At 64.8% G+C, this 13,520-nt stretch carries 12 protein-coding genes; all 12 read right to left on the bottom strand.

Annotation, left to right across the window (positions count from 1 at the left end):
- Window positions 1–16: 16 nt before the first annotated feature.
- The gene (locus ABC383_RS08365) at window positions 17–505 is read right to left on the bottom strand and encodes a CvpA family protein (RefSeq protein WP_413013060.1); all 489 of its coding nucleotides are present in this window, start codon (window positions 503–505) and stop codon (window positions 17–19) included.
- An 18-nt stretch (window positions 506–523) separates the two neighbouring features.
- Window positions 524–1,444, bottom strand: coding sequence for an SPOR domain-containing protein (locus tag ABC383_RS08370; RefSeq protein WP_413013062.1), 921 nt, complete (start codon window positions 1,442–1,444; stop codon window positions 524–526).
- Window positions 1,445–1,463: 19 nt separating this feature from the next.
- On the bottom strand, window positions 1,464–2,771 hold the full coding sequence (gene folC, locus ABC383_RS08375) for a bifunctional tetrahydrofolate synthase/dihydrofolate synthase (RefSeq protein WP_413013063.1): 1,308 nt from the start codon (window positions 2,769–2,771) through the stop codon (window positions 1,464–1,466).
- 82 nt (window positions 2,772–2,853) lie between these two features.
- Window positions 2,854–3,726 (bottom strand): acetyl-CoA carboxylase, carboxyltransferase subunit beta, encoded by an 873-nt coding sequence (accD, locus tag ABC383_RS08380; RefSeq protein WP_194714037.1) that lies wholly within the window; start codon window positions 3,724–3,726, stop codon window positions 2,854–2,856.
- A gap of 78 nt (window positions 3,727–3,804) precedes the next feature.
- A complete protein-coding gene (gene trpA, locus ABC383_RS08385) occupies window positions 3,805–4,629 on the bottom strand; it encodes a tryptophan synthase subunit alpha (protein ID WP_413013066.1) in 825 nt (274 codons plus the stop codon).
- 108 nt (window positions 4,630–4,737) lie between these two features.
- Window positions 4,738–5,967, bottom strand: coding sequence for a tryptophan synthase subunit beta (trpB, locus tag ABC383_RS08390; RefSeq protein WP_413013067.1), 1,230 nt, complete (start codon window positions 5,965–5,967; stop codon window positions 4,738–4,740).
- Window positions 5,964–6,671: a phosphoribosylanthranilate isomerase gene (locus ABC383_RS08395; protein WP_413013069.1), complete on the bottom strand. Its 708-nt coding sequence runs from the start codon at window positions 6,669–6,671 to the stop codon at window positions 5,964–5,966. Before ABC383_RS08395 ends, trpB begins: the two co-directional genes overlap by 4 nt.
- Entirely contained in the window at window positions 6,668–7,471 is an 804-nt protein-coding gene (truA, locus tag ABC383_RS08400) for a tRNA pseudouridine(38-40) synthase TruA (RefSeq protein WP_413013071.1), read from the bottom strand. Before truA ends, ABC383_RS08395 begins: the two co-directional genes overlap by 4 nt.
- Window positions 7,472–7,555: 84 nt before the next feature.
- Complete coding sequence (locus ABC383_RS08405; protein WP_413013073.1) at window positions 7,556–10,267, bottom strand: motility hub landmark protein FimV; 2,712 nt, start codon at window positions 10,265–10,267, stop codon at window positions 7,556–7,558.
- Between the two features lie 330 nt (window positions 10,268–10,597).
- On the bottom strand, window positions 10,598–11,734 hold the full coding sequence (gene asd, locus ABC383_RS08410) for an aspartate-semialdehyde dehydrogenase (RefSeq protein ID WP_413016279.1): 1,137 nt from the start codon (window positions 11,732–11,734) through the stop codon (window positions 10,598–10,600).
- A gap of 35 nt (window positions 11,735–11,769) precedes the next feature.
- Window positions 11,770–12,843, bottom strand: a complete 1,074-nt coding sequence (leuB, locus tag ABC383_RS08415; RefSeq protein ID WP_413013075.1) for a 3-isopropylmalate dehydrogenase — start codon at window positions 12,841–12,843, stop codon at window positions 11,770–11,772.
- A 19-nt stretch (window positions 12,844–12,862) separates the two neighbouring features.
- Window positions 12,863–13,510, bottom strand: a complete 648-nt coding sequence (leuD, locus tag ABC383_RS08420) for a 3-isopropylmalate dehydratase small subunit (RefSeq protein ID WP_194714032.1) — start codon at window positions 13,508–13,510, stop codon at window positions 12,863–12,865.
- Between the last annotated feature and the right edge of the window lie 10 nt (window positions 13,511–13,520).

Here is a 13,520-nt window from a genome sequence, read left to right on the forward strand (position 1 = left end):
TCCTAACTAAGACAATTCAAAACTGTACATGCCGGGCAAATTCGCCGGGCAGGAAAGGCTTGACGCTGCGGGCCGCGGATTCGGCCAGGGGGCTAAGCATCGCATCTTTCCAGAAAGGCTGCTGCGGAATGGCAGTCATGCCGCATATCAACACTGCTACCAGCACGATCAACATGCCGCGCGCAAAGCCGAACACGCTTCCCAGGCCGCGGTCGATGAATGAAAGGCCGCCGGCCTTGATCAGCGCCTCGCACATCAGAATCAGCAAACCCATCAGCAGCCGGGTGCCGATGAACAGCACCACGAAAGCGATGATGAGCCGGGTCAGCGCGCCCGGCACGGCTGCCGGCAGCCACTGCGCCAGGATTTCGCCGTACATGTTCGCCACCACAAATGCCGCCACCCAGCTCACCAGCGACAATACTTCGCGAACCACGCCGCGCATGGTGCTGATGATGACCGACGCGACCAGAATGAACAGAGTCAAATAGTCGAAGATCGTCACGCCGCCTGCCAGCCTGGATCAGGCCGGCACCAGCGTGCCAGCCAGGCCAATCTTCGACAGCTTGGCACGTACCCGATCGGCTTCTTCCTTGCTGCTGAAGGGGCCGACGCGGATGCGGGTCCGGCTGCCGCCATCCGTCGATACTTTCTGCGTGAACGAAGAAATACCGGCGGAACGCAACTTGTCCTGCAATTCATCGACCTTGTCCTGCGTTGCCAGTGCCGCAACCTGCACCACGAAGCGGCCGGATTCCTTCTTCGCTTCCGGTTTGGGCTCCGCGCGGCCTTCCAGGATGGCCCTGGCGCGGCTGGCTTCGTCCACCTTCTCGACCGCGTGCGGCGTCGGCTTGGCTTCCGGCTTGGCATGGGCCAGTTCGGTCTTGCGCTCGGGCTTGGCTTCGTTCTTGCCCTCGGGCTTGGGTGGGCGCGGCGTTTCGGCGCGCGGCTCGGCCCTGGGCTTGGGTTCAGGCTTGACCAGCTGCGGCATTTCCGAACGCGCCGCGGTGGAAGGCACGGCTTCGCTCGGGGTTGGCAGGCTGGCGGGATCGATGACTTCCTCGTCCTTGTCCAGGCCGGCGTTGCTGGGCAGCTTCGGTGCGCTCGCCACCGGCGGCGGCGTCTGCACGGTGCCGGCCTGGGTACGCTTGTCCTTGGAGGGAATGTCGATGGCGATGTCGTCGGTGACCGGCTTGGGCTCGGAATCCAGGATCATCGGCAGACCGACCACCGCGGCCAGCACCAGCGCCACGGCGCCGACCAGGCGGCGGCGGGCACGTTTCTTCTCGGGAAGCACCGGGTCGGACGCCCTGCGTTCCTTGCCCGTCTTGCCGCGCTTGCCGCGGCTGCGCACGGCGTCGGAATCCTCCTCGGCACGCGATTGAAAGGTGCTGTCGGAACGGGATTCCTGCTTGTTTTTGCGGAGGAATGAGAGCAAGCCCATGCGATTGATGCTGAATTTGTCAGTGATATTCGGATTTACGTGCGGCTATCACGCCTGCTACTGTAAGGAAAGATCCGAAAACCGCAATTCTATCATTCTCCCCTGCCCTGCTTCTCGCATTTGCATAGGCTTCTTCCGGGCTGGCAAAGGTCAGGATGCTATGTTCGGCATCCAGCGCCCCGGCACCCTGTACACCGGCTTCGGATAATTTTTCCGCAATGCTCGCTGCACTGGCCGCCCTAGGCAGAGGTAAATCAGTCACACACCAATGGTCGATATGCGGCTTCATGTGCGAAATGATGCCGTCAATATCCTTGTCGCTCATCGCACCGAACACCGCAAAGGTGTAAGGATGGAAACCCATGTTGCCGAGATTCTGGGCCAGTGCGCCGGCCGCATGTGGATTATGCGCAACATCCAGCACCACGGTCGGCCTGCCAGGCAGCACCTGGAAGCGCCCCGGCAACTCCACCATGGCCAGTCCGCTGCGCACTTCCTGGGCGCCGAGCGGCAGGCGGTCGCGCAGCGCTTCCAGCGCCGCCAGCGCTGCGCAGGCATTGAGCAGCTGGTTGGCGCCCCGCAGCCCGGGATAGCCCAGGGCATTGCGGCGCATGTTCCGGCCGCCGTAATTCCACTGCTGCTTGTCGCCGGAATAATTGAAATCCCTGCCCAGCAGCCACAGGTCGGCGCCGATATCCTCCGCATGCTTTTTCAGCGACTCCGGCGGCACCGGGTCGCTGCAGATCGCCGGCCGGCCGCTGCGGAAGATGCCGGCCTTTTCAAAGCCGATCTGCTCGCGCGTCACGCCAAGGTATTCGGTATGGTCGATGTCGACGCTGGTGACGATGGCCACATCGGCGTCGATCACATTGACCGCATCCAGCCGCCCGCCCAGCCCGACTTCCAGGATCGCGGCATCCAGGCCGGCCTGGGCAAACAGGCGCAGTATCGCCAGCGTGGTGAATTCGAAATAGGTCAGCGACACGTCGCCGCGTGCAGCCTCGACCGCCTGGAACTGCTCGACCAGGGTCGCATCGTCGACGATCTCGCCGTTCATGCGTGCCCGCTCATTGAAATGCACCAGGTGCGGCGAGGTATAGAGTCCGACCCGATAGCCCGCCTGCAGCAGGATGGACTCCAGCATTGCGCAGGTCGAACCCTTGCCATTGGTGCCGCCCACGGTGATGACCGGGCAGTCAAAGCGCAGGCCGAGGGCGTCGCGCACCCGGGCTACCCGCTCAAGACCCATGTCGATCGCTTTGGGATGCATGGCTTCGAGGCGGCTCAGCCAGTCGGGAAGCGTGGTGGGCAGGTTTGGATTGTTCATGACAGGCTATCTGGAGACGGATGGGCAATTGAAAAGGCCCGGACCTGCGACAGGTCCGGGCCATGGAGAAGAAGTCGGCCGCTTACGCGAGGACGTCGGCTGACTGGTTCTGCAGCAGCGCCAGCAGGCGGGCGATTTCCTCGCGCATCTTGCGACGGTCGACGATCATGTCCACCGCGCCCTTCTGCACCAGGAATTCGGCGCGCTGGAAGCCTTCCGGCAGCTTTTCGCGCACCGTGTTTTCGATCACGCGCGGGCCGGCAAAGCCGATCAGCGCCTTTGGCTCAGCAATCACGACGTCGCCCATGAAGGCGAACGATGCCGACACGCCGCCCATGGTCGGGTCGGTCAGCACCGAAATGAAGGGCAGGCGCTTTTCCGACAGCTTGGTCAGCATGGCGGTGGTCTTGGCCATCTGCATCAGCGACAGCAGGCCTTCCTGCATGCGGGCGCCGCCGGTGGCGGTGATGCAGATGAAGGGCACCTTCTGTTCCAGCGCCATCTGGGCGCCGCGCACGAAGCGCTCGCCCACGACCGAGCCCATCGAGCCGCCCATGAATTCGAATTCGAAGCAGGCAATCACCACAGGTAGCGACATGATGGAGCCGCCCATCACCACCAGCGCGTCGGTTTCGCCGGTGGCTTCCATGGCCGACTTCAGGCGTTCCGGATATTTCTTGCTGTCCTTGAATTTCAGGGTGTCGACCGGCAGCGCCTCATGGCCGATTTCATAACGGCCTTCGGCGTCGAGCAGCGCGTCGAGGCGCTCGCGGGCGCGGATGCGCAGGTGGTGGCTGCACTTGGGGCAGACGTGGATGTTCGATTCCAGATCGGTGCGGTACAGCACCGCCTCGCAGGACGGGCACTTGACCCAGAGTCCTTCCGGCACCGACTTGCGGTTGGCCGTGCCGGAACGTTGTATGCGCGGGGGTAGCAGTTTCTCTAGCCAGCTCATGGCGACCTCTTTTTCAATATTGTGCTGTTCTTGGGATGCCCCATGGACGCGGCGCCGGCCGCGCACAAGGCGGCAATATTACACCGACCGACCGACGGCTGCGCTGCGTTCGTCGAGCGCCTGGCGGATCGTGGCGACAAAGGCATGGGCCACCGCCACCGCCTCGTCCTGCGGCGCATTTTCCATTTCCTGGATGATGCGGCTGCCGATCACCACGCCATCCGCCACCGAGGCGATGGCGCAGGCGGTGGCGGCGTCGCGGATGCCGAAGCCGACGCCAATGGGCAGTTTCACGTCGCGGCGGATGTGCTCGATGCGGCGGCTGACCTCGGCTATGTCGATATTGCCGGCGCCGGTCACGCCCTTGAGCGACACGTAATAGCTGAAGCCGCCGCCGACCTTGGCCACCTGGCGGATGCGCTCTTCGGTGGACGTGGGCGCCAGCAGGAAAATTGTATCCATGCCGTTTTCCTTCATCAGGCGCGCGAATTCCTCGCACTCCTCGGGCGGATAGTCGACCACGATGGTGCCGTCGACGCCGGCGTCGCGCGCCGCCGTGACGAAGGCTTCCTGGCCCATGCGCTCGATCGGATTGGCGTAACCCATCAGCACCACCGGCGTGGTGGTGTTGGTGCGGCGGAATTCGCGCACATAGCCGAGCACGTCGCCGGTGCCGACGCCATGCTTCAGGGCGCGCTCGCTGGCGCGCTGGATCACCGGGCCTTCGGCCATCGGGTCGGAAAACGGAACGCCCAGTTCCAGCACGTCGACGCCGCCGGCGACCAGGGAATGCATCAGCGGCACCGTCAGTTCAGGCGCCGGATCGCCGGCGGTGATGAAGGTGATCAGCGCGGTTCTTTTTTGTGCCGCCAGCGCGGCGAAGGTAGGTTCTATGCGGGACATGGCCTGTATGTGTGATGCAGCCGGCAAAGGCCGGCTGGGGAATTAGTCGAATTTGCTGCCGGGAGCGAAAACCGCGGCGCTACTGCCCGCCGGGTTCCCGCCCGCTTCCTACAGAGCGCGCCTGGTGCGTTCGGCGACGGTATGCATGTCCTTGTCGCCGCGTCCGGACAGGTTGACCAGGATGCTCTTGTCCTTGGGCAGCGTCGCGGCCAGCTTGGCGGCATAGGCCAGCGCATGGCTCGATTCCAGCGCCGGAATGATGCCTTCGATGCGGCAGCTCTTGTGGAAGGCGTCGATCGCTTCGTCATCGGTGATCGACACATACTGGGCGCGGCCGATGTCCTTCAGCCAGGCATGCTCGGGCCCGACGCCGGGATAGTCCAGGCCGGCCGAGACCGAATGGGTCTCGATGATCTGGCCATTCGCATCCTGCAGCAGATAGGTGCGGTTGCCGTGCAGCACGCCCGGCGTGCCGGCCAGGAGCGATGCCGAATGCTTGCCGGTCTCGATGCCGTTGCCGGCGGCCTCGACGCCGATCAGCTGCGTGTCCTGGTAGGGAATATACGGATGGAAGATGCCCATGGCATTGGAGCCGCCACCGATGCAGGCCACCACGTAGTCCGGCTGGCGGCCGGTCATTTCGGGCATCTGGGTCAGGCATTCCTCGCCGATCACCGACTGGAAGTCGCGCACCATCATCGGATACGGATGCGGGCCGGCCACGGTGCCGATGATGTAGAAGGTGTTTTCGATGTTGGTGACCCAGTCGCGCATGGCTTCATTGAGCGCGTCCTTCAGGGTCTTGGAGCCGGATTCCACCGGCACCACCTTGGCGCCCAGCAGTTCCATGCGGTACAGGTTCTGGATCTGGCGGCGGGTGTCTTCGCTACCCATGTAGACCACGCATTCCAGACCGAAGCGGGCGCAGATGGTGGCGGTGGCCACGCCGTGCTGGCCGGCGCCGGTTTCCGCGATCACGCGCGGCTTGCCCATGCGCTTGGCCAGCAGCGCCTGGCCGATCACGTTGTTGATCTTGTGGGCGCCGGTGTGGTTCAGGTCTTCGCGCTTGAAGTAGATCTGCGCGCCGCCGACCATCTCGGACCAGCGCTTGGCATGGTAGATCGGGCTGGGACGGCCGACGAAATGCTTCAGTTCGTAGTTGAATTCGGCCAGGAATTCCGGGTCTTTCTGGTAATGCGCATAGGCCTCGCGCAGCTCGGTCAGTGCGTGGGTCAGGGTTTCGGAGACGAAGCTGCCGCCATACGGGCCGAAATGGCCGCGGGCATCGGGCAGGTTGTACTGGCCCAATGGCTGGGCATTGCTGGTTTGGGTAGTCATGCTGTTCCTTCGGGGTGTGCCTGTTGGAGACGGGCGTCGCCGGCGCGCACTGCCGCTGTGAAAGCGCGCATCATGCCGCCGTCCTTGACGCCCTTTTCGCGTTCGATGCCGCTGCTGACATCGACCGCGTAGGGTCGAACGCGCAACACCGCCTCAGTCGCGTTTTGTACGCTCAAGCCACCACTTAAAACGACCCGAGGCGCGAGTTCTTCTGGGATGAGAGACCAATCGAAAACCTTTCCGCCGCCGCCGTAGGCATCGACCCAGGTATCCAGCAGCAGGGCCGAATAACGGTCGCCGCCGGCGCGACAAATGGAGTCGTATTCTAGCAAATCGGCGGCCGTCGTATCGGGACGGACCCGGAATGCCTTCAGAAACGGCAGGTTTACCGCCGCCGCCAGCGCATGGCACTGCTCGGGTGTTTCATCGCCATGGAACTGCAGCAGCGACAGCCTGGCCGCGGCGCTGGCCTGCCGGACTTCCTCCTCGCCGGGATTGACGAACAGGCCCACGGTGGCAATGAAAGGCGGCGTCGCCGCCGCCAGCACCGCCGCCTGCGCCAATGAGACGCTGCGTGGGCTGGGCGGATAGAACACCAGGCCGATCGCGTCGCAGCCGGCGCTGACCGCGTCGGCGACATCCTCCGGACGGCGCAGGCCGCACAGCTTGATGCGGGTACGCTGCTGCATGGAATGAAAGGTCATAGGGCGAACACCGGGTTGGAAATAGCGTGGGCAGGCAATTTCCAGTTGGGGCCGTAATCGATCTTCGCAAGGTACAGGCCCTGCGGCATGAAGGTCGGCGCCGCCTGGGTGCGGTCACGGCACGCCAGCAGTTCCGCGATCCAGCTTTCCGGGCGGCTGCCGTTGCCCACATAGATCAGCGAGCCGACGATATTGCGCACCATGTGATGCAGGAAGGCATTGGCCGTGAGCGTGAAGCGGATCAGCTCGCCCTGCCGCTCGATGTCGATCGCCCGCATGGCGCGCACCGGCGAATTGGCCTGGCACTGGGCGGCCCGGAATGAAGAGAAATCCAGGTCGCCGATCAGCGCCTGCGCGGCGCGGTGCATCGCTTCGGCGTCGAGCGGCCGGAATACCCAGCCGGCGCGGGAATGCAGCAGCGGCGAGCGGACCGGGCTGTTGTAGAGGTAGTAATGATAGGTGCGGCAACGGGCGGAGAAGCGCGCATGGAACGGGTCGGCGCCCGCCTCCGCCGTCACATCCTGCGCCCAGCGCACCGCGATGGACGGAGGCAGGAAACTGTTGAGGCCGCGCACCCACGACTGCGACGGCCGGTCGATGTCGGTATCGAAATGGGCGACCTGTTCGATCGCATGCACGCCCGCGTCGGTGCGGCCGGCGCACTGGATATCGAGATCGCGCTGGGCGAACTGCAAGCCGGCTGCCTGCAGCATATCCTGCACGGTCTGCCGGTGCGGCTGGGTCTGCCAGCCCTGCCAGGGCGTGCCGTCGTATTGAATGCCGATTGCAATGCGTTTCAAGGTAAGTCCGTTGTATCGATGTCGTGATAATGACAAAACGGGCGACAGCAGCGCTGCGCCCGTTTCTGAAGGAGCAAGACAGGTTTAGTCGAGCTTGGCCAGCAGGACCTTGGCCTTTTCGCTTTGCTCGTTGTCGCCGCCCTTGATGACTTCTTCCAGCAGTTCCCGGGCGCCCTCGCGGTCGCCGATTTCCTGATAGGCCGATGCCAGGTCGAGCTTGGTTGCCATCTCGGCCGCATTGGAATACGAGGTTTCTCCCAGGGTTGGCACGTCCTGCAGCGCGGCATCGGTGCCGCCGTGCGGGTCGAGGTCCAGGCTGATGCCGGACAGGTCGAAATCCATCGGCGCCGACTCGTCATGGACGGCGGCCGTTTCAGCCGGCCTGCCCGGCACATCGAGTTCCAGCGGCGGGAATTCATCGTCATCCAGGCTGGGCGCAGCGCTCGCCGATGCCGCATCCGGTTTCGGCAAATCGAGGTCGTCGAGCTTGAAATCCATCAGGCGGGAGTCGGCAGGCGCCGCTTCGGCCGGTTCTTCGTCGGCATGGACCGCCGGCGGCGTGGGCGGCGGCGTCTTGCCGAAGCTGTCGAGGTCGAAGTCGAAATCCAGCAGGTTGGAGGCTGGCTCCGGGGTGGCCGGAGTCGCTTCCGGATCTGCTGCGGGGCCGGCAGCGGGAGCGGCATGCAGATCAGGCACGTCGGCGCTGTCGACATCCGGAAGTGCCGGAGCGACCGGCATCTCGCTGCTTGCCAGTGGCGTTTCGGTCAGGTCGGACGCGGCTGGCTGCTGGCCGGATGGCTCGACATCGGCCTTCTCGCCGGCGGTCGGCGCATCGTCCTGATGCGACTGCTGGGTCGTGTTGAGCAGCGCGTCGAAATCGATCTCGTTGCCGTGCGCCTCGTCCGCGGCGGATGCGGCGGCGGTTGCGCCGAGCCCGGCACCGGCGGCCAGGCCAGCGCCTGCACCCGTGTCCAACCCGTCGGATGGCTTGCGCGCCGACGCGTACAGCGGATTCGTTGGATCCAGCGACAGGCCCAGGATTGCAGCCTGTGCCCATTCCTCGCCCTCGCCCTTGGTCAGGCTGAACAGCTCGGTGGCGGTTGCTTCGAATGCGCGCAGGTCCTTGCGGGCGGCATAGATCTCCAGCAGCTTGCCACGCACGGCAGCGCGATCCGGCTGGGTGCGCAGGGCCTCCTTCAGGATTTCCTCGGCCTGGGCATCGCGGCCGTAGGCAATGTAGACGTCGGCCTCGGCAACCGGATCGACTTCATTGGTGTCGAGCTGGCTGGCCGAGGGCGAGAAATTCGAATTGAATACGCTGTTGTTGGTATCCACGCTCTGGCCGCCGGCGGCGCCGAACAGGGAGTTGGTCTTCAGCGTCGAGGTCGGCATGATGCTGGTGCCGCGTATGGCCTTCGCCTGCTTTGCCTTGCGCGAACGGGTGATGCCCAGCGCCGCCAGCAAGGCCAGCACCAGCGCCGATCCGCCCAGCACGGCCGGATTGCCGGTCAATTCTTCCAGCATGCCTGGCTCGGGTGGAGGCGGCGGTGCCGGGACGGCTGGTTTCGACGCCGGCTTGGCAGCCTGGGCGGCTGGCGCTGCTGCGGCGGCGGCATTGTCAGCCGCCGGCGCAGGCGTAGGCGTTGGCGTGGTGGCAGCCAGCGGCGCGCCAGCCTCTGCTGCCGGCGGCGTGGCGCTGGCGGCAGAGGCTGGTGCAGCGCTGGCTACCGCGGCGGCTGCCGGCTGGTCGCTGGCAGCGGCTGGCTTTTCCTGCGCGGCAGGCGCGGCCGCCTGATTCTGACGGGCGGCGAGATCGCGATTCTTGATTTCCAGCAGGCGCTGCAGGTCGCCGACCGTCTTTTCCAGTTCCTTGACCCGCGAATTGGCTTCGGCCAGCGCCTTTTCCTGGGCAATCCGCTCCTCGGCGTCCGCACCCGAAACCGGTGCGCCGGAGCGCGACACCTGGAGACGGTCGCGCGTTTCGCCGCCCGTGTTGCGCTGTTCCTCGACGCGGGAAGTCACCTTGCCCGACGCCAGCTGGCCGCCCTCGCCCTGGCCGGTGGCGCTGCCGGCGACCTGGCTGGCCAGGCGGTTGCGGTAATTATTGAAATCGGCCGATTGCGCCACCACGATGCGCCGCGCCTCGCCGTTGCTGACGCTGCGGGCGGCTTCGGCGTTGGGCACCGACAGGATCTGTCCCGTTCGCAGCCGGTTGATGTTGTTGCCGACGAAGGCATTGGGATTGGCTCTTTGCAGGGCCACCAGCATCTGGTCGAGCGACACGCCTTCCGGCTTGACCTGGCCGGCGATCGCGGCCAGCGTATCGCCGCGCTTGACCGGATAGCTGTCGCCGCTGGCGGCGGCTTCGGCCGCTGGCGCGGCGGCCGGTGCGGCACGGCTGGCTTGCTGACGGGCTGCCGGAGCGGCCGGCGTTGCTGCCGGAGCGGGCGCCGTTTCGGCCGGCTGGGCGCGGCGGCTTCCGACCGGGTCCAGCAACACCACGTATTCGCGCAGAAGACGGGTGCCGTTGCTGCTGACTTCCAGCAGCACGTCGACAAACGGCTCGTTCATCGGCTGCGATGAAGTAATACGAACCACCTGGCGATTGCCTCGCTGTTCGACGGCGAAGCGCAGATTCGCCAGCGAGGGATTGAATTCGATGTTGGCCTGCCGGAATGCCGCTGCCGGCGCCAGCCTGACCGACACATTGCCGGCCTCCTCCTTGCTGACCGACGTCAGTTCGATTTCCGCCTGCAGCGGCTGACCCAGGGCGGACAGCACGGTCAACTGGCCCAAGCCCGCGGCGCCTGCGCTGGCGCTGCCCAAAATAGCAGCGGAGACCACCGCTGCGCCTAGCGCCCTCCGTGCAAGGGAAGACGATTTTCCGGACATCTTTTCAGTGGTTTTTTTGGGCATAGGGGCTTGTTCCGCGGCACATCCGGCTGGGCCGGACTGCGCCATAAAGGCTGCGATCGGGAAGTTTCACCTTATCACCGGCGCGCTGGCGCTTGCAAGCAAGCCCCGGTGCGCCGGATAAAGCAAACCCGTCAAAGTTCGCGTGAGCGACAATTTGACGGGCTGACGTTGCGTTACGGCAACATAATCTACGACTTGGGACTGCGCTTGTCAAGCGTCCAGCACGATGCGCAGCATGCGGCGCAGCGGTTCGGCGGCGCCCCACAGCAACTGGTCGCCCACCGTGAAGGCCGACAGGTAGTCATTACCCATCTGCATCTTGCGCAGGCGACCGACCGGAATCGTCAGGCTGCCGGTCACCGCGGCGGGCGTCAGGTCCTTCATCGATGCTTCGCGGGTATTCGGCACCACCTTGGCCCACTGGTTGTTGCTGGCCAGGATGTCGTTGATCTCATCCAGCGGCACGTCCTTCTTCAGCTTGATGGTCAGCGCCTGGGAGTGGCAGCGCATCGCACCGATGCGCACGCACAGGCCGTCGACCGGAATCGCCGAACGCGCTTCGGCGCCGAATGCCGCGCCGCGGCCGAGGATCTTGTTGGTCTCGGCGCCGCCCTTCCACTCTTCCTTGGACACGCCATTGCCGAGGTCCTTGTCGATCCACGGGATCAGGTTGCCGCCCAGCGGCACGCCGAACTGCTTGGTCTCGTCGGCGCTCATCGAGTGCTGCTTGGCCAGCACCTTGCGGTCGATTTCCAGGATCGCCGATGCAGGGTCGTCCAGCAGCGACTTGACTTCGGCATTGATGGAGCCGAACTGGGTCAGCAGTTCGCGCATGTGCTGCGCGCCGCCGCCGGAGGCGGCCTGGTAGGTCATGGAGGTGATCCATTCCACCAGGTCATGCTGGAACAGGCCGCCCAGGCCCATCAGCATGCAGGACACGGTGCAGTTGCCGCCGATGTAGTTCTTCACGCCGCGCTTCAGCGCATTCTTGATCACGTCCAGGTTGACCGGATCGAGCACGATGATGGCGTCGTCGTTCATGCGCAGCGTCGAGGCGGCGTCGATCCAGTAGCCGTTCCAGCCAGCGGCGCGCAGCTTGGGGAAGACCTCGCTGGTGTAGTCGCCGCCCTGGCAGGTCAGGATGATGTCGCACTTCTTCAGCGCTTCGATATCGTTGGCGTCTTTCAGCGCAGTTTCGTTTTTCGCCTGCGCCGGCGCGCGTCCGCCCGCATTCGACGTTGAAAAGAACACCGGTTCGATATGGGCAAAGTCGCCCTCTTCCTGCATGCGCTGCATCAGGACCGAACCGACCATGCCACGCCAACCTACCAAGCCTACGAGTTTCATCATCTTTCCCTGGATGTCATTAAATTGCCGCCGGCTCAGGAAGCCAGCGCCTTCACCACCGCGTCGCCCATTTCACGGGTGCCGACACGGGTCGTGCCTTCTTCATAAATATCGGGCGTGCGCAGTCCGGCCGCCAGCACCTTCTTCACTGCGTTCTCGATGCGGTCGGCCTGTTCCGGCCTGTTCAGCGAGTAGCGCAGCATCATCGCGGCCGACAGGATGGTGGCCAGCGGATTGGCCACGCCCTTGCCGGCGATGTCCGGCGCCGAGCCGTGCGACGGCTCGTACAGGCCCTTGTTGGCCGCGTCCAGCGAGGCCGACGGCAGCATGCCGATCGAGCCGGTCAGCATCGCGGCGGCGTCCGACAGGATGTCGCCGAACATGTTGCCGGTGACGATCACGTCGAATTTCTTGGGCGCGCGCACCAGCTGCATCGCGGCGTTGTCGACATACATATGGTCCAGCGCCACGTCCGGATATTCCTTGTGGACGTCGGTCACGATGTCTTTCCAGAACTGGAAGGTTTCCAGCACATTGGCCTTGTCCACGCTGGTCAGGCGCTTGCCGCGCTTTTGCGCCGCCTGGAAGCCGACATGGGCGATGCGGCGGATTTCCGGCTCGGCATAGCGCATGGTGTCGAAGCCTTCGCGCTCGCCCTTGAACGGGCCGTCGGGCGCGGCGCGCACGCCGCGCGGCTGGCCGAAATAGATGTCGCCGGTCAGTTCGCGGATGATCAGGATGTCCAGGCCCGATACCACTTCCGGCTTCAGCGTCGATGCGCCGGCCAGTTCCGGATACAGGATGGCCGGACGCAGGTTGGCGAACAGCTGCAGGTTCTTGCGCAGCCCCAGGATGGCCTGCTCGGGGCGCAGCGGACGGTCCAGCGTGTCGTACTTCCAGTCGCCGACCGCGCCGAACAGCACCGCGTCGGCTTCCTGCGCCAGCTTCAGCGTGCCTTCCGGCAGCGGATGGCCGTGCGCCTCGTAGCCGGCGCCGCCGACCGGCGCGCTTTCCAGCTCGAACTTCTCGTCCAGCGACTGCAGCACGCGCACTGCCTGTTCAATGATTTCCGGACCGATGCCGTCGCCCGGCAGGACTGCTATTTTCATTCTTTTCTTTCCTGTTGGTTCAGATGGTGTTGGCCAGCCAGGGCTGGGCCGCCAGGTGGCGTTCCTCGAAGGCGCGGATCCGGTCGGCCTTCTGCAGCGTCAGGCCGATGTCGTCCAGGCCGTTCAACATGCAGAACTTGCGGAAGGCGTCGATCTCGAACGGGAACACCGCGCTGCCATTGCTGGTGGCGACCGTCTGCTTTTCCAGGTCGACCACCAGCTTGTAGCCGGGGAAGGCCTTGACTTCATTGAACAGCTGGTCGACCTGCGCTTCCGTCAGCGCGATGGGCAGCAGGCCGTTCTTGTAGCAGTTGTTGAAGAAGATGTCGGCGAAGCTGGGAGCGATCACCGCGCGGAAGCCGTATTGGTCCAGCGCCCACGGCGCATGCTCGCGCGACGAGCCGCAGCCGAAGTTCTTGCGCGCCAGCAGAATGGAGGCGCCCTGGTAGCGCGGCTGGTTCAGCACGAAGTCCGGGTTCAGCGGACGCTTGCTGTTGTCCATGCCGGGTTCGCCATGGTCCAGGTAACGCCATTCGTCGAACAGGTTGGGGCCGAAGCCGGTGCGCTTGATGGACTTCAGGAATTGCTTGGGAATGATGGCGTCGGTATCGACGTTGGCGCGGTCCAGCGGCGCCACCAGGCCTTCGAGCAGGGTGAATTTGTTCATGGGTATCGCT

The sequence above is a fragment of the Noviherbaspirillum phoenicis genome, assembly GCF_047237965.1.
GTDB lineage: Bacteria > Pseudomonadota > Gammaproteobacteria > Burkholderiales > Burkholderiaceae_D > Noviherbaspirillum_A.